The organism is Methylocystis sp. NC52PC, assembly GCF_055698645.1.
Map to the genome: position 1 here is coordinate 2,188,324 of NZ_CP170127.1, position 17,702 is coordinate 2,206,025.

15 protein-coding genes are annotated in these 17,702 nt (G+C 63.1%); 14 read left to right on the top strand and 1 reads right to left on the bottom strand.

The annotated features are described in order from the left end of the window. The first annotated feature begins 47 nt into the window (after window positions 1–47). The 9 genes from maiA to ACETII_RS12550 all read left to right on the top strand — a co-directional run bounded on the left by maiA (window position 48) and on the right by ACETII_RS12550 (window position 10,771). On the top strand, window positions 48–701 hold the full coding sequence (gene maiA / locus ACETII_RS12510) for a maleylacetoacetate isomerase (RefSeq protein WP_363346402.1): 654 nt from the start codon (window positions 48–50) through the stop codon (window positions 699–701). Window positions 702–764: 63 nt separating this feature from the next. Next, window positions 765–1,934, top strand: a complete 1,170-nt coding sequence (locus tag ACETII_RS12515) for an isovaleryl-CoA dehydrogenase (protein WP_363346404.1) — start codon at window positions 765–767, stop codon at window positions 1,932–1,934. Between the two features lie 16 nt (window positions 1,935–1,950). Further along, the gene (locus ACETII_RS12520) at window positions 1,951–3,558 is read left to right on the top strand and encodes a carboxyl transferase domain-containing protein (protein WP_472785690.1); all 1,608 of its coding nucleotides are present in this window, start codon (window positions 1,951–1,953) and stop codon (window positions 3,556–3,558) included. A 7-nt stretch (window positions 3,559–3,565) separates the two neighbouring features. Continuing rightward, complete coding sequence (locus ACETII_RS12525; protein WP_472785691.1) at window positions 3,566–4,357, top strand: enoyl-CoA hydratase-related protein; 792 nt, start codon at window positions 3,566–3,568, stop codon at window positions 4,355–4,357. 1 nt (window position 4,358) lies between these two features. Then, window positions 4,359–6,356, top strand: coding sequence for an acetyl/propionyl/methylcrotonyl-CoA carboxylase subunit alpha (locus ACETII_RS12530; RefSeq protein WP_472785692.1), 1,998 nt, complete (start codon window positions 4,359–4,361; stop codon window positions 6,354–6,356). Continuing rightward, entirely contained in the window at window positions 6,353–7,288 is a 936-nt protein-coding gene (locus ACETII_RS12535; protein WP_472785693.1) for a hydroxymethylglutaryl-CoA lyase, read from the top strand. Before ACETII_RS12530 ends, ACETII_RS12535 begins: the two co-directional genes overlap by 4 nt. 8 nt (window positions 7,289–7,296) lie before the next feature. After that, window positions 7,297–8,466 (top strand): acyl-CoA dehydrogenase family protein, encoded by a 1,170-nt coding sequence (locus ACETII_RS12540; RefSeq protein ID WP_472785694.1) that lies wholly within the window; start codon window positions 7,297–7,299, stop codon window positions 8,464–8,466. Beyond that, window positions 8,463–9,521, top strand: a complete 1,059-nt coding sequence (locus tag ACETII_RS12545) for an enoyl-CoA hydratase/isomerase family protein (protein ID WP_472785695.1) — start codon at window positions 8,463–8,465, stop codon at window positions 9,519–9,521. Before ACETII_RS12540 ends, ACETII_RS12545 begins: the two co-directional genes overlap by 4 nt. A gap of 65 nt (window positions 9,522–9,586) precedes the next feature. Then, window positions 9,587–10,771, top strand: coding sequence for an acetyl-CoA C-acyltransferase (locus tag ACETII_RS12550; protein ID WP_472785696.1), 1,185 nt, complete (start codon window positions 9,587–9,589; stop codon window positions 10,769–10,771). On the opposite strand, the gene ACETII_RS12555 is transcribed toward ACETII_RS12550, so the two are convergent. Next, window positions 10,768–11,889 carry a Glu/Leu/Phe/Val family dehydrogenase gene (locus ACETII_RS12555; RefSeq protein WP_472785697.1) on the bottom strand — a complete coding sequence of 374 codons (1,122 nt, stop codon included), beginning with the start codon at window positions 11,887–11,889 and terminating at the stop codon, window positions 10,768–10,770. The two genes, ACETII_RS12550 and ACETII_RS12555, sit on opposite strands and share 4 nt — an antisense overlap. Before the next feature lie 190 nt (window positions 11,890–12,079). On the opposite strand from ACETII_RS12555, the gene pdhA reads away from it, so the two are divergent. From pdhA to glf, 5 genes are all read left to right on the top strand, one after another. Continuing rightward, on the top strand, window positions 12,080–13,156 hold the full coding sequence (pdhA, locus tag ACETII_RS12560; RefSeq protein ID WP_472785698.1) for a pyruvate dehydrogenase (acetyl-transferring) E1 component subunit alpha: 1,077 nt from the start codon (window positions 12,080–12,082) through the stop codon (window positions 13,154–13,156). A gap of 10 nt (window positions 13,157–13,166) precedes the next feature. Then, window positions 13,167–14,147 carry an alpha-ketoacid dehydrogenase subunit beta gene (locus ACETII_RS12565; protein WP_472785699.1) on the top strand — a complete coding sequence of 327 codons (981 nt, stop codon included), beginning with the start codon at window positions 13,167–13,169 and terminating at the stop codon, window positions 14,145–14,147. Then, on the top strand, window positions 14,144–15,244 hold the full coding sequence (locus tag ACETII_RS12570; RefSeq protein ID WP_472785700.1) for a dihydrolipoamide acetyltransferase family protein: 1,101 nt from the start codon (window positions 14,144–14,146) through the stop codon (window positions 15,242–15,244). Before ACETII_RS12565 ends, ACETII_RS12570 begins: the two co-directional genes overlap by 4 nt. Window positions 15,245–15,467: 223 nt before the next feature. Continuing rightward, complete coding sequence (locus ACETII_RS12575; protein ID WP_472785701.1) at window positions 15,468–16,538, top strand: glycosyltransferase; 1,071 nt, start codon at window positions 15,468–15,470, stop codon at window positions 16,536–16,538. Continuing rightward, window positions 16,531–17,667 carry a UDP-galactopyranose mutase gene (gene glf, locus ACETII_RS12580; RefSeq protein WP_472785702.1) on the top strand — a complete coding sequence of 379 codons (1,137 nt, stop codon included), beginning with the start codon at window positions 16,531–16,533 and terminating at the stop codon, window positions 17,665–17,667. The genes ACETII_RS12575 and glf overlap by 8 nt, the downstream gene beginning before the upstream one ends. Window positions 17,668–17,702 lie beyond the last annotated feature (35 nt).

The window sequence follows — 17,702 nt, forward strand, 5'->3', positions numbered from 1 at the left end:
CCTATCTCAATCTTCAGCGCGCAAAACTTTTGCATCAGGAGGACGTCATGCTGCTTTACGATTATTTTCGTTCGTCGGCGGCCTACCGCGTTCGAATTGCGCTGGCGCTCAAGGGCGTCCCCGTCGAACGTCGCTTCGTGCATCTCCTGCGCGACGGCGGCGAACAGAAGCAGCCGGCGTATCTCGCGAAGAACCCGCAGGGCCTCGTGCCCGCGCTCGAGCTCGACGATGGGACGGTCCTGACCCAGTCGCTCGCCATTATCGATTATCTGGAAGCGCTCCAGCCCGAGCCGCGGCTCATTCCGGCAGACCCGATCCGCGCCGCCCGCGCGCGGGCGGCTGCGCTCGCCATCGCTTGCGACGCGCATCCGCTCGGCAATCTCCGCGTTGTCTCTTATCTCCAGCAGCAGCTCGGTCAGAGCGAGCGCGCCGTTCTCGATTGGCGCCGCCATTGGGCAAGTTTGGGGCTCGAGGCCGTCGAAGCCCTGATACGACCCGCGCCCTTCTGCTTCTGTGTGACGCCGACGATCGCCGACGTCTGTCTTGCCCCGCACGTTTTCTACGCAGAGCGTTTCGGCGTCAGTCTTGATCCCTACCCGAACATCCGCGCGGTCGCCGCCGTTTGCGCCGAGCACCCGGCCTTTCAGGCGGCGCATCCTGCCGCGCAGCCGGACGCCGCCGAGGCGGCGGCGGGACCTTGAAACGCTCAAGCGCTGGCAAATATAGCCGCTTGTGCCGCTCTGCGGCGTTTTGGAGCGCGCGCGATGCGCCACTTTACGCCTGTGATGGACTTCGATCTCGGCGAAACAGCGACTCTTCTGCGTCAGCAGGTCGAGAGTTTCGCCGCCAGGGAGATCGCGCCGCGCGCCGCGCAGATGGACGCGGCCAGCGCCTTTCCGAGCGATCTCTGGGCCAAGATGGGCGCGCTCGGATTGCTCGGCGTCACGGTCGCGGAAGAGTATGGCGGCGCAGGGCTCGGTTATCTCGAGCATGTCATTGTGATGGAGGAACTGAGCCGCGCCTCCGCTTCGGTCGGCCTTTCTTACGGCGCACATTCCAATCTCTGCGTCAATCAGATCCACCGTAACGGCGCGCCTGAACAGAAGCGCCGTTATCTCCCGAAGCTCGTTTCCGGGGAACATGTCGGCGCGCTGGCGATGTCCGAGCCGGGGGCTGGGTCGGATGTGACCAGCATGCGACTTACGGCGCAGAAGCGCGGGAACGCCTATGTTCTCAACGGCGCGAAAATGTGGATCACCAATGGACCGGACGCTGACGTCGTCATCGTCTACGCCAAGACGGACCCACAGGCGGGCGCGCATGGCATTACGGCCTTCCTTGTCGAGCGCGGCTTTCCGGGCTTTCGGGCGGGCGCAAAGCTCGACAAGCTCGGCATGCGCGGCTCCAATACGAGCGAACTCGTTTTCGAAGACTGTGTCGTTCCCGCGGAGAACGTCCTCGGACAGCCGGAGCTCGGCGTGGCCGTTCTGATGAGCGGCCTCGATTACGAACGGGCCGTGCTCGCCGGCGGTCCGATCGGGATCATGCGCGCCTGCATGGATGTCGTTTTGCCCTATGTCCACGACCGCAAGCAGTTCGGCCGACCTATCGGCGAATTCGAACTGATGCAGGGCAAGCTCGCGGACATGTATACGGCGCTGAACGCCGCACGGGCTTATGTCTATGCCGTGGCCAGGGCCTGCGATCAGGGACGAAGCACGCGCAAGGACGCCGCCGCGGCCATCCTATTCGCAGCCGAACGCGCGACATGGATGGCCCTCGAGGCGATCCAGTGCCTCGGCGGCAATGGTTACACCAACGACTATCCGGCAGGGCGGCTGCTGCGCGACGCCAAGCTCTATGAGATCGGCGCCGGCACGAGCGAAATCAGACGGATGCTGATCGGGCGAGAGCTTTTCATGGAGACCCGTTAGTTTTGTGTGAGGATGAATGACGATTTTGGAATCGTCGGTTGACGCGCACGCCGTAGCCTTCGGCCAGAACAGCGAGGCGATGCAGGCGCTTGTCGACAATTTGCGCGAGACGTCGGCCGCCGTTCGCCAGGGCGGTGGAGAAACCGCGCGGGCGCGCCATCTGTCGCGCGGCAAGATGCTGGCCCGTGAGCGCATCGAGGCGCTCGTCGACCCGCTCTCGCCTTTCCTGGAGATTGGGCATTTCGCCGCGCATGGAATGTACGACGGGGCCCTTGCTTCCGCTGGCGTCGTCGCTGGCGTCGGCCGGATCCATGGCCGCGCGTGCATGATCGTCGCCAATGACGCGACTGTGAAGGGCGGCGTCTACTTTCCGATGACCGTGAAAAAGCATCTGCGCGCGCAGGAAATCGCCGCGCAGAATCGCCTCCCTTGCATCTATCTCGTAGATTCCGGCGGCGCCAATCTCCCGACTCAGGACGAAGTGTTTCCGGACCGGGATCATTTCGGCCGCATCTTCTATAATCAGGCGAAGATGTCCGCCGACGGCGTCGCTCAAATTGCCGTCGTTATGGGTTCCTGCACGGCGGGCGGCGCCTATGTGCCGGCGATGTGCGACGAAACGATTATCGTTCGCAATCAAGGAACGATCTTTCTCGCCGGTCCGCCCCTCGTGGAAGCGGCGACGGGCGAGCGTGTATCGGCGGAAGAGCTTGGCGGCGCGCAAGTTCATTGCGCGAATTCCGGCGTGGCGGACCATATGGCGGAGAATGACGCCCATGCGCTGGCGCTTGCGCGAGACGCCGTTGGCCGTCTTGCGCTTCCCCGCACGCGCAACGTCGCGGCGAGAGAGCCTGTTGCGCCGCTGTTCGCAGAATCAGAACTTTATGGGATCATTCCCGTCGATCTGCGTAAGCAGTTCGACGTCCGCGAGATCATCGCGCGGCTCGTCGACGCGAGCGATTTCCACGAATTCAAAGCGCTCTACGGGCAGACGCTGGTGACCGGCTTTGCGCGGATCTGGGGCCATGAAGTGGGAATTATCGCCAATAACGGCGTCATCTTCCCCGAAAGCGCCTTGAAGGCCGCACATTTCATAGAGCTTTGCGCCCAGCGCGAGACGCCGATTGTGTTTTTGCAGAATACGACGGGCTTCATGGTTGGCAAGAAATATGAGGCGCAAGGCGTCGCCAAGGAGGGCGCAAAGATGGTGACGGCGGTGGCCACCGCCGCGGTGCCAAAGTTCACTGTTGTGATCGGTGGAAGTTTCGGCGCCGGAAACTACGCCATGTGCGGGCGCGCCTATTCGCCGCGTTTCCTGTGGATGTGGCCGAACGCCCGGATCAGCGTCATGGGCGGAGAGCAGGCGGCGACGGTGCTGACCCGCGTGCGCGCAAGCGCGATTGCGGCGCGGGGACAATCCTGGTCTGCGGAAGAGGAGCAGGCTTTCGCCGCCGAGATGCGCGCGCAATATGACCGTCAGGGAAGCGCTCTTTATTCGAGCGCGCGGCTCTGGGACGACGGAGTCATCGACCCGCTGGATACGCGCCGCACGCTGGCGCTCGCCATATCTACAAGCCTCAATGCGCCTGTCCAACAGACGCGCTTCGGCCTCTTTCGCATGTGAGGGCGCGATGGATCTGATGGAATTCCGGGACGAGCGCGGCGTGGTGACGCTGACCCTGAACCGCCCTCATAAGCGCAACGCCTTCGACGCCGCGCTGGTTGCATTGTTGACCAAAACATTGCGTCGCCTGGATGCGGACGCCGACGCGCGTCTCGTCATTTTGACCGGGGCGGGGGAGAATTTCTGCGCGGGCGGCGACATCGACTGGATGCGCGAAGCGGCGAGCGCGGCGCCGGAAAGCAATGAGCGCGACGCACTAGCGCTCGGCGCCATGTTCGAGGCGCTCGACACGATCTCAAAGCCAACAATGGCGCTTGTTCAGGGCGCTGCGTTCGGCGGCGGCGTCGGGCTCGTCGCCTGCTGCGATATCGCCATTGCCGCGAGAAGCGCGAAATTCTGCCTCAGTGAGGTCAGGCTGGGACTCATTCCCGCAGTGGTCGGACCCTATGTCGTCAAGGCCGTGGGCGCACGCCGCGCCAGGGCTCTGTTTCTCTCGGCCGAAATCGTCGGCGCGGATTGCGCGTTGCAAATCGGGCTCGTTCACGAGGTCGCGGCCAACGGCGGGTTGACCGCCGTGCGCGATCGTCTCGTCGAGGCGCTTCTTCTCGGGGCGCCCGGCGCGCAGGCGCAGGCGAAGCGCCTCGTCGCGCTATGTGAAGAGCGGAAGATCGACGCGGCGCTGATAAAGGAAACTGCGCGTCTTCTCGCCGAGCGCCGCGCGTCTGCCGAAGGCGCCGCGGGGCTGAACGGGTTTCTGGAAAAGCGCCCGCCGGACTGGCGATCGCTGCGGACCTCCTGACATGTTCCGCAAGGTCCTTATTGCGAACCGTGGCGAGATCGCCTGCCGGATCATCCGAACGGCAAAGAGGATGGGCGTAAAGACCGTTGCGGTTTATTCGGAGGCCGATCGAGACTCCCTGCATGTGCGACTAGCCGACGAAGCCTTTGCGATCGGGGCGGCCCCACCGTCGGAGAGTTATCTTTCGATTGACCGGCTGCTCGAGGCTGCACGGCGGAGCGGCGCCGAAGCGATCCATCCAGGCTATGGATTCCTCTCTGAAGCCGCCGAGTTCTCGGCAAGATGCGCAGAAGCTGGCCTTGTATTTATCGGGCCGTCGGCCGACGCGATGCGCTTGGTCGGGAGTAAGTCGGGCGCCAAGAAACTCGTGGGGCAGATTGGCGTTCCAACGCTTGCTGGCTTCCATGGCGATGCGCAGGATGCGCAGACTTTTCTGAGCGCCGCCGAGCACGTCGGTTTTCCAGTCGTCGTCAAGGCCTCAGCCGGAGGCGGCGGCCGCGGAATGCGGCTTGTTTGGAACGCAGACGAGCTGCCGCTTGCAATGGAAAGCGCCTCGCGCGAGGCGTTGCTCGCCTTTGGCGACGGTCGCTTGCTGATCGAAAAATATCTCGACCGCCCTCGGCATGTCGAGGTGCAACTGATCGCCGACGGCTTCGGAAACGTCGTCACCTTCCCGGAGCGTGATTGCTCGCTTCAGCGAAATCATCAAAAGCTCGTCGAAGAGACGCCGGCGCCGGATCTCTCGCCTGACTTGCGACGCGACCTGCGCATGGCGGCGGCGGAGATCGCGCGCGCTTCTGGCTATGCAAACGCCGGCACAGTCGAGTTCCTGGTGAAGGACGGCGTCTTCTATTTCCTGGAAGTCAACGCGCGCTTGCAGGTCGAGCATCCTGTAACCGAGATGATCGCCGGGGTCGATCTTGTCGAGTGGCAGTTCCGCGTCGCCGCTGGCGAAGCGCTTCCAATGACACAGGATGAGATCGGCATGCGCGGATCGTCGATAGAGGCGCGCATCTGCGCGGAGGATCCCGCGGAAAATTTCCGTCCGTCCTCGGGATCGCTCTTACATCTCGCCTTCCCGCCGGAGAGCCGGTCGCTGCGAGTCGAGACAGGCGTCAGGACGGGCGACGAGATCCCGCCTTACTACGACTCTCTTATCGCCAAGCTTATCGTCTGGGACGAGGCGCGGGAGGGCGCCGTGCGGAAGATGCAACGCGCGCTTGAAGAGGTGGCGCTCGTCGGCGTCGCCTCCAATCTCGACTTCCTGCGCAATATCGTCTCTGATCCGCATTTCGTATCCGGCCAGCTGGACACGCGACTCGTGCAAACGATAGCGAGGACAACGCCGCCTGCGGACAAGGAAATGACGCGATGGCTTCTCGCAGCGGCGGTTTCCGCCTGGCGTGCGCAGGCGTCTCAAAAAGCGCGGGCGACGGCGGCGGAGCTCGGAGAGCAGTGGTCGCCATGGGCGACGTCCGACGCCTGGCGACTGGCGGGGCGTCATGAAATGCAGCTTGCCTTCCGTCACGACGGAGAGCTTCTGTCGTGTCGCATGGGTCTTCTCGACCCTCGTCAGTTCTGGATGGAGGCCTCGGGCCGGCGCTCGGTCGTGTCGGCGGACGTCGAAGAACACAGGCTCGCGCTCTGCGTCGATGACGAACGGCGGGAGTTTTCGCTCATTCGCCGGCCGATCGGCTTTGTCATCATCGACAAAGGACGCAATTTCGCATTCGAATGGATTGATCCGCTCGCGCCGCCACCGCGGACCGCGGACAAGGAAAGGAGCTTTCTCGCCCCTCTGCCGGCCCGCGTCACGCGGATCTTCGTGAAGGGCGGCGAGCGCGTGATAAAAGGGGCGCCGATCCTTTTGCTGGAGGCCATGAAGATGGAAATCCCCATGAGTGCGCCCCACAATGGCGTCATCGAGAGAGTGCTTTGCAGCGAGGGCCAATCCGTGCGTGAAGGCGAAAGGCTCGTCGCGATGGCGGAGGGGGCATGACGATTCCGCAACGCGTTCGCTTGGTCGAAGTCGGACCGCGAGACGGCTTGCAGAATGAGGCGGTTGCGGCGCCTGTCGCAGTGCGCGTGCGGTTGATCGAAATGCTGGCGGAAGCCGGACTACAAAATATCGAAGCCGGGAGCTTCGTTCCCGAAAAGCTCATCCCGCAAATGGCGCAAACCGGGGCGGTTCTGGCGGCCCTAAAGCCGCACGTCCGCGCGCGCATTTCCGTTCTTGCGCCCAACTCGCGCGGCTTCACAGACGCGGTCGCGGCAGGCGCGAAGGAGATCGCGATGCTGACCGCTGCTTCCGAGAGTTTTTCCCAACGGAACATGAATTGTGGGATTGCTGAAAGCCTCGAGCGCGCCCGCGCGCTGGCCTCCGCAGCGCGTATGTCGGACATTCGCCTGCGCGGCTACATTTCCTGCGTCCTCGGTTGTCCGTTCGAGGGACATGTCGAGGCCGAACGCGTGGCGGAGATCGCGGTTGAACTGCACAGGCTGGGATGCGACGAGATTTCGCTTGGCGATACGATTGGGGTGGGAACGCCGCTCGCGGCGCGCGCACTTGTGGAGCGCGTCGCGAAAGACGTTCCCTTGCCGCGGCTCGCGGGGCATTTTCACGACACCTACGGTCAGGCTCTGGCGAATGTCTTCGCTTGTCTGGAGACTGGTCTCGCCGTCTTCGATTGCTCGGTCGCGGGGCTCGGGGGTTGTCCCTTTGCGCCAGGCGCCACTGGCAATGTCTCGACTGAGGATGTCGTTTACATGCTGAATGGTTGCGGGGTCGAGACAGGCGTCGACCTCGACCGTTTGCTGGACGCGGGCGACTTCATCTGCAAGTTTCTGGGTCAGCCGCCGCGGGGCAGGGTTGCGCTCGCGCGTGCGGCGCGGGAAGGCGCTTTGCGCGCCTGTGTCCCAGGGCAACGATAGGGGACGTCATGTCGGTCTGCTCGAATGCCGGGTTGAGCGAGGAGCAAATCGCCATTCGAGACATGGCGAGCAAATTCTCGCGCGAAGCGCTTGCTCCTCATGCCCTCGATTGGGACAGGGACAAAATCTTTCCTGTCGACACCCTCCGGTCGGCCGCGGCCCTCGGCATGGCGGCGATCTACGTTGGAGAAGAGCTTGGAGGCTCAGGGCTATCCCGCGTCGATGCTGCATTGATCTTCGAGGCGCTGGCGACCGGATGTCCGACGGTCGCCGCTTATCTCTCGATTCACAATATGTGCGGCTGGATGATCGGCGCGTTCGGGTCAAAGACTCAACAGCAGCGCTGGCTGCCGGACCTCGTCACGATGGAAAGGCTGACGAGTTATTGCCTCACCGAGCCCGGCTGCGGCTCCGACGCCGCCGCGTTGCGCACGCGCGCGGCGAGGCGCGGCGACTGCTTTTATTTGACCGGTCAGAAGCAGTTCATATCCGGCGCCGGCGCCGGCGGCGACGCGCATCTCTACATCGTCATGGCGCGGACGGGCGAAAGCGGCGCGGGCGGGATTTCGGCCTTTCTCGTGGAGGGCGCCGCCAGGGGCGTCGCGTTTGGCGCCAATGAGAGAAAAATGGGCTGGAACGCCCAGCCCACGCGCACGGTGAGCTTCGACGACTGCGAGGTGCCGGCCGAGAATCTCCTCGGGAGGGAAGGCGAGGGGTTCAAGATCGCGATGGCGGCGCTCGACGGAGGCCGGCTCAACATCGGGGCCTGTTCGCTTGGCGGCGCCGCGCGAGCGCTGGAGGCGGCGCTCGACTATGTGCGCGAACGCCAGGCCTTCGGCCGCGCGCTCGCTGAATATCAGGCCCTGCAATTTCGCCTGGCTGATATGGCGACCGAATTGGAGGCGGCGCGCGCCTTGCTTTGGCGCGCCGCCGCCGCCTTGGATCGAGGCGAACAGGATGCAACGCGACTCTGCGCCATGGCGAAGCGCATCGCGACCGATACAGGCTTTTCCATCGTCGACAATGCGCTCCAACTCTTCGGCGGCTACGGCTATCTCTCCGACTATGGAATCGAGAAGCTTCTCAGGGACCTGCGCGTGCATCGGATTCTCGAGGGCACGAATGAAATCATGCGCGTCATCGTCGCCCGTGAACTCCTCAGGGATCAGAGAGCATGATCGAGGAAGAAGAGCTTCTCGTTTCTCGCGTTGGGCGGCTTGGATGCATTCGGCTCAACCGACCGAAAGCGTTGAACAGCCTGACGCTCGACATGGTGCGGCGCTTCACGCGGGCGCTGGAAGAGTTTGCGGCCGATCCGGAGATCGCCGCGGTTCTGGCGACCGGAGAGGGGGAGCGCGGGCTTTGTGCAGGCGGAGACATTCGCACGCTTTATCGAATGCGCGATGGGGACAAGAGCTATTACAGGACGTTCTGGCGCGAGGAGTATCAGCTCAACGCTCTCATTGCGTCCTTCGGCAAGCCCTACGTCGTGCTCATGGATGGACTCGTGATGGGCGGCGGCGTTGGGGTGTCGGCGCATGGCGATTGCCGCGTCGTCACCGAGCGAACACGGCTTGCGATGCCCGAGACCGCCATTGGCTTCATTCCAGACGTGGGGGGCACGTGGCTGCTCTCACGCGCGAAAGGCCCTGGCGTCTATATGGCGCTTTCGGGCGCGACCGTGACAGGCGCCGACGCTCTGAGCCTTGGTTTGGCTGATGTCTGGATCGATTCGCGCCGTTTCCCGGAGCTCGTCGAGCGTCTGTGCGCCATCGACGTTGCGGCGGACGTCGCTGCAATTCTCGGCAGTCTTCATCATTCGCCGGGGCCAGGCCAGCTCGAGCAGTACAGAAGGGAACTTGATGAAGCCGCAGACGTCGGCGACGTTGAAGAGATGCTGCAGAGGCTCGACGCGAGCGGCTCGCCGTTCCTGCGCTCGGCCGCGACAGAGATAAGAAAAAATTCGCCCACGAGCCTGAAGGTGACGCATGCCCTGTTGCAGCGCGCATCGCGCGAGAGTTGCCTGGAGGCGTGCCTCGTCAACGAATATCGCGCGGCCTGTCGCCTCTTGGAAGGCCATGATCTCTATGAGGGCATTCGCGCCGCGATCATTGATAAGGATCGGTCGCCAAAATGGTCGCCGGCGACGCTCGAGGAGGTCTCCCAGACTGCGGTCGCGGAGATTCTCGCCGGCGACGGGTCGCCCGAGCCCGCGTTCCCCGGATCGGGATAGCTGCTTTTCCTCTCTCACCGCTGCGCCAGTTAGTGAATCAGAATTCATTTCAAAAGGGCGCCCGCATGCAAGACCAAGTGGTGATCGTCGGCGCCGCGCGGACCCCGATCGGCGCATTTCTGGGCGAAATGAAAGAGATGTCGGCGCCGTCCTTGGGCGCATGGGCGATAGAGGCCGCGGTGGCGCAAAGCGGCGTGCCTGTCGACAATGTCGACGAGTGCATCATGGGCTGTGTGTTGAGCGCCGGTCTCGGCCAGGCGCCGGCGCGTCAGGCGGCGCTCCGCGGCGGCTTGAGCGAGGCGACCGGCTGCGTCACGGTCAATAAAATGTGCGGCTCCGGCATGAAGGCCCTTATGGACGCGCATGACCGCCTGCGCGCCGAGATGTCGGGCGTGGTCGTTGCGGGGGGAATGGAGAGCATGAGCAATGCGCCTTATCTCCTGGACCGCGCGCGGGCGGGCTATCGCCTCGGTCATGGGCGCATCGTCGACCACATGTTTTTAGACGGTCTCGAGGACGCCTATGAGCACGGTCGCTTGATGGGATCCTTTGCGGAGGATTGCGCCGAAGCCTACCAGTTCACGCGCGACCGGCAGGATGAATTCGCCCTCGAGTCGCTACGGCGCGCACAGCAAGCGACGCAGGACGGAAGTTTCGCAGCCGAGATCGTTCCCGTGAAGGTAAAGCAAGGAAAAGAAGAACGTCTTGCCTCCGCGGATGAGCTTCCGCGCAAGGCGAAGGCGGAAGCTATTCCGAGGCTGCGTCCGGCATTCCGTGAAGACGGGACGCTCACCGCGGCCAATTCGAGCGCCATTTCCGACGGCGCGGCCGCCCTCGTGGTGGCGACCCTCTCGAAGGCTGAGGCGCTCGGCTCGCAACCGCTCGCGAGGATCGTCGGCCATGCGACGCACGCCGCCGCCCCGGCAAAATTTTCGACCGCCCCGATCGCCGCCATCAACAAACTGATGGAAAAGGTCGGCTGGGAACTAACGGATGTTGACCTGTTCGAAATCAACGAGGCCTTCGCCGTCGTTGTTTTGGCCGCGGAGCGGGAGCTTTCGCTTCCGCACGAAAAGGTGAATATCCACGGCGGCGCTTGCGCCCTTGGCCATCCAATTGGCGCATCCGGAGCCCGCATCGTCGTGACGTTGCTCTCCGCGCTCAGGAAACACGACCTCAAACGCGGCGTCGCATCGCTTTGCATCGGCGGCGGGGAAGCGACGGCGATCGCCGTAGAGCGTCTCGATTAGCGCCAGCGTCTCAACTGCATGATCTTTTGCAGCCGGTCGGTCGCCAACGTCATGGCGGCGTCGAGAGGCGAAACCTTCATATCGCGGGCGCGCTCGAGGGTCAGGCGCGTATTGCCGCCCACTTTCTCCTCGATTGCCGCGAACGCGGTGGCTTTGACGCCGCCGTCATATTCCACAGCGGCCGTGATGACGCCCCCGGCGTTCGCGATGAAATCCGGGACGCTGATGATCCCGCGCTCGAACATGTAGCGTTCAGCTTCCGGCGTAACCGGGACATTCGCGCCCTGGACCACTAACCTGCAATTCAATCGCTCGACATTGTCCGCGCGCAAGGCGTCTGGTCTTGCCGCCGGTATCCAAATATCGCATGGCACGGCGACGAGCGCCTCATTGGGGAGGACGCGCCCATAAGGGTATTCAACGACGCTTTTTCCAGCTCTCTTGAGCCGCGCAAGCGCCTCTATGTCGAGCCCCTCGGGATTTGCAATAGCGCCGGAAATATCGGCGACGCCGACGAGTCGGGCGCCCCTGCGTTCGAGAAAGCGCGCCGTGTGCTCCCCGACTGCGCCAAAGCCTTGCAGCACAATTCTCGCGCCATCAAGCGACAGCCCGGCGAAAGGCGCAGCGACCTCTGCGGCGATAGCGACGCCGAAGCCGGTCGCGCCGATCTGGTCGAGCGGGATGCCGCCAATTTCCGCCGGCAATCCAACGGCGCGGCCGATTTCGTCGTGGACGTAGCCCATCGCCGTTTCGTCCGTGCCCATGTCGGGGCCTGGAATATAATCGTGAAGCGGCGCAATCGCCGTCGCGAAGGCGCGGATCAATTGCTCCTTTTGTTCCGCCGGCATTCCGGGTTCGCCAAAGATCACGGACTTGGCGCCGCCATGACGCAGTCCGCAGGTGGCGTTTTTCAAAGTCATGGCGCGCGCCAGCCGGAAGCATTCGATGGCGCTCACGTCAGGCGCCATACGCGTTCCGCCGATCGCGGGTCCTGCGGCTGTGTTGTCGATGACGACGATTGCGCGAAGGCCGACCGAGTGGGTCCGCAGATAGACGATTTTCTCGGGGCCGATGTCGTCGCCAAAAGCGAGTGGGTCAGAGGAAGTCAGAGCGACCATGAGAGCTACGTTGGACGCGCTCGCGTTCTTTCAAGTCTCTCTGCAGCCAGATTGCCGCCCGTTCGGGGCTTAAGCGCGCGTGGCTTAATTTAGGTGCGCCCGCGTGACTTCCGGTAACGGCGCGCTACCTGCCAACTGCCTCGCTACGCTGATGACGCGTCCGCATGCGGCGGGACCGCGGAGTATCTCCATGGGATTGCACACCATCATCGACTCAAGGATTGATCTGATCCGCTTTCTCACCCCGGACGGCGAGCTTTGCGAGAACACGCCATTGCCGGTGAGCGACGAGGCCTTGCTGCACTTTTACCGCGCCATGACCCGCACGCGCGCTTTCGACGGAAAAGCGATCGCGCTGCAGCGGACCGGGCAGCTCGGAACCTTTGCCTCGGCGCTTGGCCAGGAAGCAGTCGGCGTGGGCGTGGCTTGCGCCATGGAGGCGCGCGACGTTCTCGTTCCTTCTTATCGCGACCATGCAGCGCAGTTTCTGCGAGGCATGAGCATGGCTGAATGCTTGCTCTATTGGGGCGGCGACGAGCGCGGCAGTGATTTCACGAATTCGAGGGACGACTTTCCGAATTGCGTCCCGGTCGCCACGCAAGTCGCCCACGCCGTCGGCGCGGCCTATGCTTTCTCACTGCGCAAAGAGGAGCGCGTCGCCGTGACCTTCATTGGCGACGGCGGCACCTCCAATGGAGCCTTTTACGAAGCGCTGAACATGGCGGGCGTCTGGAACGCGCCGGTCGTCATGGTCATCAACAACAACGGCTGGGCCATCTCGACGCCGCGTGCGCTCGAAAGCGCCGCCGCCACTCTGGCGCAAAAGGGAGTCGCGGCCGGCGTCGCCTGCCAGCAGGTCGACGGCAATGACGTCGTCGCGGTTTTTGAAGCCGCCCGACGGGCTATTGCAAAGGCGCGAGGAGGCGACGGGCCGACATTGATCGAGGCGCTGACCTATCGCCTCGGCGATCATACGACGGCCGACGACGCGACGCGCTATCGCGATCCGGAAGTCGTCCAGCGTGAATGGACGCGTGAGCCCATCGCCCGTCTGCGCGCCTATCTTCTTTGCAAGGGCCTCTGGTCGAAGGAACAGGAGGCTGAACTCCTGAAGCAATGCGGGGCGGAAGTCGCCGAAGCGGTGGCGATCTATACCTCTACCCCCGTCGCCTCGAGCGACGCCATGTTCGATTATCTTTATGAAGAACCGCCGCAGTTGCTTAAAGATCAGCGCGAAATCGCGCGGCGCTTCGCTCCCGCAAAATAGAGCTTTCCAAATGGCAGAACTCAATCTCGTCGAGTCGATTAACGCCGCCCTCGCTTGCGAGATGGCGCGCGACGACAACGTGCTTCTCCTCGGCGAAGACATTGGCGCCAACGGCGGCGTCTTCCGCGCCACCATCGGGCTGCAGGCGCGCTTTGGCCGCGGCCGGGTGATCGACACGCCGCTCGCCGAAGGCGGAATTGCGGGCGTTGCAGTCGGCATGGCGGCCATGGGTTTGAAGCCCATCGCCGAGATACAGTTCACGGGGTTCATCTACCCGACAATCGATCAGATGATCAATCATGCGTCTCGGCTTCGCAATCGGACGCGCGGTAGACTTACCTGCCCGATGGTGCTGCGTTCGCCCTATGGCGCCGGCATTCATGCGCCCGAACATCATTCGGAAAGTCCCGAGGCGATTTTCGCACACATGCCGGGGTTGCGCGTCGTGATCCCTTCTTCGCCGGCGCGCGCCTATGGGCTGTTGCTGGCGGCGATCCGCGATCCCGACCCCGTCGTCTTCCTCGAGCCGACGCGACTCTATCGTCTGTTCAAGCAGGAGGTCGCCGATAATGGCGAAAGCCTGCCGCTCGACACGTGCTTCATCTGCCGGGAAGGACGCGACGCGACGTTGATCGCATGGGGCGCGATGATTCCGGAAGCCATGCGTGCGGCCGATGCGCTCGCCCTGGAGGGGATCGACGTCGAAGTCGTCGATGTTGCGACTTTGAAGCCCTACGATATCGAAACGATTTTGCAATCCGTCGAAAAGACGGGACGCTGCGTCATTGTCCACGAGGCCCCGCGCACGGCTGGATTCGGCGCGGAAATCGCCGCGGAAATCGCCGAGCGCGCGCTTTATTCCCTGCTCGCGCCGGTAAAGCGCGTCACGGCTTATGATGTGGTGGTGCCGCTGTCACGACTCGAGAAGCAATACATTCCGAGCGTGGAGCGCATGGTCGACGCGGTGCGGGGGCTGATGGAGGGAGCATGAAAACCTTTCGTTTGCCGGATCTCGGAGAGGGTCTTCAGGAAGCCGAGCTCGTCGAATGGCGTGTGAAGCCAGGCGACGAGGTTTCAGCCGATCAGCCGCTTCTGGCGGTTGAAACCGCGAAAGCCGTCGTGGAAATACCCTCGCCGCAGGCGGGCGTCATCGAGCGCATGTTCGGCAAGGCGGGCGACATCATCCGAGTCGGAGCGCCGCTCCTCGCCTTTGAAGGCGAGAAGGAAGATGACGCCGGCACGGTGGTCGGCGCAATGGAAACGGGGGCGAGCGTCGTCAGCGACGCGCCGGCGACGGTTGCGCGCGGCGGCGCCGCCATTCGGGCCGTCCCTGCGGTTCGCGCGCTCGCCCGCAAATTGAACGTCGATCTGTCGATGGTCACGCCCTCGGGCGCGGACGGCGTCATTACGGCGGAAGACGTTCAACGCGTCGCGCGCGTCCTGAGCGAGGCCGAGCCGGCGGAGCCGCTGCGCGGCTTCCGACGCGCAATGGCGCAGAACATGGCGTTCGCACAGGCGGAGGTCGCGGCCGCAACCATCATGGACGACGCTGTTGTGGACGCATGGGCGGCGGGGGAGGACATCACGATACGCCTCGTGCAGGCTCTCGTGAGAGGATGCCGGGCCGAGCCCGTGCTGAATTGCTGGTTCGAAAGCGCCACGCTGTCGCGTCGGGTTCTCAGCAAGATTGATCTCGGCATAGCCGTGGACACGCCGGACGGGCTTTTCGTCCCCGTCCTGCGCGACGTGGCCAACCGCAGCCCAGCCGATCTTCGAGACGGGCTCAACCGCATGCGCGCAGACGTCGCGGCGCGGCGCATCCCTCCGGAGGAAATGCGCGGCGCAACGATAACGCTTTCGAATTTCGGCACGATTTCCGGGCGCTACGCGGCGCCGGTGGTCCTGCCGCCGACGGTCGCTATTCTCGGCGCAGGACGCATGCGCGAAGAGCCCGTCGTCAAGAACCGGGAAATTCGCGTTGGCCGTGTCATTCCGCTCAGCTTGACCTTCGACCATCGCATCGTCTCGGGAGGCGAAGCCGGCAGATTCCTTGCCGCAGTCGTCGCGGATCTCGAACGCGCCGCCTAACGCAGGCCCGACCTGCCTTGCGCCAGCGACACAGAAAAGCACAGCTGGAACAAAGCGCGTTCATTCCCGTTACGCCAAGGGGAAAAGCCGTGGGCGCGAGCAAGACGCGGCCGGGAGTAAGCAGATGGCGTATGTTGCAAATAGGAGTTCCGAGTTTTCAACGCATCTATTCTGTTTTTCACATCTACGATGGAGCTTCGTTTACCAGCGTCCTCAGCATCTCATGAGCCGCGCGGCGCGCGAATTCAGAACTTGGTACGTCGAGGAGCCTGAATATTTCGAAGGCCCGCCCGTTCTCAGAATAGAACGCGACGAGTCCGGCGTTTCGGTCGTGACGCCAATGTTGCCACGCGGACAAGACGTCGACACGGCTGCGCAGCTTAAGTCGATGCTAACGCGGCTCGTGGCGAAAGTGGAGCCGAAGCGGCTGATCGCCTGGTACTATACCCCGATGGCGCTGCGGTTCACGGACGACCTCAATCCGCATCGTTGCGTCTATGACAATATGGACGAGCTCTCGACTTTCGTCGGCGCGCCGCCGGGCATCCTGGAAATGGAGCGACAACTGCTGTCGAGATGCGACGTCGTTTATGTCGGAGGCCATTCGCTCTATCAGGCCAAACGCAACAGGCACGAAAACGTCCACGTCTTTCCGAGCAGCGTCGACGCCGCGCACTTCCGCCAGGCGCGGACGATCTTGGAGGATCCGGCCGACCAGGCGGGCATTCCTCACCCGAGACTGGGATTTTTCGGCGTCATCGACGAACGCATGAACCTCGAGCTCGTGCGCCGTATCGCCGCTCTCAGGCCGCAGTGGCATTTGGTGATGATCGGCCCGACGGCGAAGATCGACCCGGCGTCTCTGCCGCGCGCAGATAACATTCATTGGCTCGGCTGCAAGGATTATCGCGAACTTCCGCATTATCTGGCGGGCTGGGACATCGGATTCATGCCCTTTGCGATCAATGAGGCGACGCGCTTCATCAGCCCCACAAAGACCCCGGAGTTTTTGGCCGCCGGCGTTCCGGTCGTCTCGACGCCGATTAGGGACGTCGAGCAGCCATACGGCGCGCAGGGGCTGGTCGAAATCGCCGACGATGCGAACGCCGTGATCGCGCGCGTCGAGATGATTTTGCGCCGCAAGCGGGCGCCCTGGATCAAGCGCGTCGACGCATTCATCGAGGGAATGTCGTGGGACGAAACCTGGGCCGGCATGAGACGACAGTTGGACGCCTTCATCCCTGACCGAAAGATGCCTGTTCGTCAGATGAATGCGGAGGCGCGTCGTGTTTGACTGGCTGATTGTCGGCGCCGGATTTGCCGGAAGCGTGCTCGCGGAGCGACTCGCGTCGCAGCGCGGTGAACGGGTCCTCGTCATCGACAAGCGGCCCCATATTGGTGGGAACGCCTATGATCGCTACGACGATGCGGGGATCCTAATCCATCAATACGGCCCGCACATCTTTCACACGAATTCGCAGGCGATATTCGACTATCTGTCGAAATTCACCCGCTGGCGTCCCTATGAACACCGCGTGCTGGCGGATGTCGACGGCATGCTGGTGCCGATCCCGATCAATCTCGATACGGTCAACCGCCTGTTCGGGCTGAACCTCACTTCCGAGGAGCTCGCCACGTGGTTTGCCGCGCGCGCGGAGAAAAGAGATGAAATTCGAACGTCCGAAGACGTTGTCGTGAGCGCGGTGGGTCGCGAACTCTACGAGAAGTTTTTCAAGGGTTACACCAGGAAGCAGTGGGGGGTCGATCCGTCTCAACTCGACAAGTCTGTGACCGCCCGCGTTCCGACGCGCATAGACAGAGACGACCGATACTTTACCGACTCGTTCCAATATATGCCCGAGGGCGGCTATACGCGGCTCTTCGAGCGGATGTTGGCGCATCCCAACATAAGGGTGATGTTGCAGACCAGCTTTCAGGACATCCGCAAGGAAATCGCCTTTCGGCGCGTAATCTATACCGGCCCGATCGACGAGTTCTTCAAATTCCGGTTCGGCAAGTTGCCATATCGCTCGCTGCAATTCAAACACGAGACCTTCGACCAGCAATGGCTGCAACCGGTCGCGGTCGTCAATTATCCGCAGACAGAAGCCTACACGCGGATTACCGAATACAAACATCTTACCGGCCAGAGTCACGAGAAGACCAGCGTGACCTATGAATTCCCCAGCGATGCGGGCGATCCTTATTACCCGGTGCCCCGTGCGGAAAATATGGAGCTTTACAAAAAATACGAAAGATTGGCGCTGGCGCAGGAGAATGTCTGGTTCGTCGGCAGGCTGGCGACCTACCGCTATTACAATATGGATCAGGTCGTCGGACAAGCGCTCGCGACCTTCAGGCGCATCTGTCACGAGGTTCCGCTTCCTGAAGTCGCGGGCCTGCCGCAGGTCGCCGCAGAGTAACGCGCCGCGCGCCCGATGAGGAACCTCGCCTGTCG

Excerpts from the sequence above, each read along its gene's own strand:
- ACETII_RS12520 (WP_472785690.1), top strand. The coding sequence starts at position 1,951 with ATGACGATTTTGGAATCGTCGGTTGACGCGCACGCCGTAGCCTTCGGC.
- ACETII_RS12515 (WP_363346404.1), top strand. The coding sequence starts at position 765 with ATGCGCCACTTTACGCCTGTGATGGACTTCGATCTCGGCGAAACAGCG.
- ACETII_RS12550 (WP_472785696.1), top strand. The coding sequence starts at position 9,587 with ATGCAAGACCAAGTGGTGATCGTCGGCGCCGCGCGGACCCCGATCGGC.
- ACETII_RS12570 (WP_472785700.1), top strand. The coding sequence starts at position 14,144 with ATGAAAACCTTTCGTTTGCCGGATCTCGGAGAGGGTCTTCAGGAAGCC.
- ACETII_RS12565 (WP_472785699.1), top strand. The coding sequence starts at position 13,167 with ATGGCAGAACTCAATCTCGTCGAGTCGATTAACGCCGCCCTCGCTTGC.
- ACETII_RS12525 (WP_472785691.1), top strand. The coding sequence starts at position 3,566 with ATGGATCTGATGGAATTCCGGGACGAGCGCGGCGTGGTGACGCTGACC.
- ACETII_RS12555 (WP_472785697.1), bottom strand. The coding sequence starts at position 11,889 with ATGGTCGCTCTGACTTCCTCTGACCCACTCGCTTTTGGCGACGACATC.
- pdhA (WP_472785698.1), top strand. The coding sequence starts at position 12,080 with ATGGGATTGCACACCATCATCGACTCAAGGATTGATCTGATCCGCTTT.
- maiA (WP_363346402.1), top strand. The coding sequence starts at position 48 with ATGCTGCTTTACGATTATTTTCGTTCGTCGGCGGCCTACCGCGTTCGA.
- ACETII_RS12530 (WP_472785692.1), top strand. The coding sequence starts at position 4,359 with ATGTTCCGCAAGGTCCTTATTGCGAACCGTGGCGAGATCGCCTGCCGG.
- ACETII_RS12575 (WP_472785701.1), top strand. The coding sequence starts at position 15,468 with ATGAGCCGCGCGGCGCGCGAATTCAGAACTTGGTACGTCGAGGAGCCT.
- ACETII_RS12535 (WP_472785693.1), top strand. The coding sequence starts at position 6,353 with ATGACGATTCCGCAACGCGTTCGCTTGGTCGAAGTCGGACCGCGAGAC.
- ACETII_RS12540 (WP_472785694.1), top strand. The coding sequence starts at position 7,297 with ATGTCGGTCTGCTCGAATGCCGGGTTGAGCGAGGAGCAAATCGCCATT.
- ACETII_RS12545 (WP_472785695.1), top strand. The coding sequence starts at position 8,463 with ATGATCGAGGAAGAAGAGCTTCTCGTTTCTCGCGTTGGGCGGCTTGGA.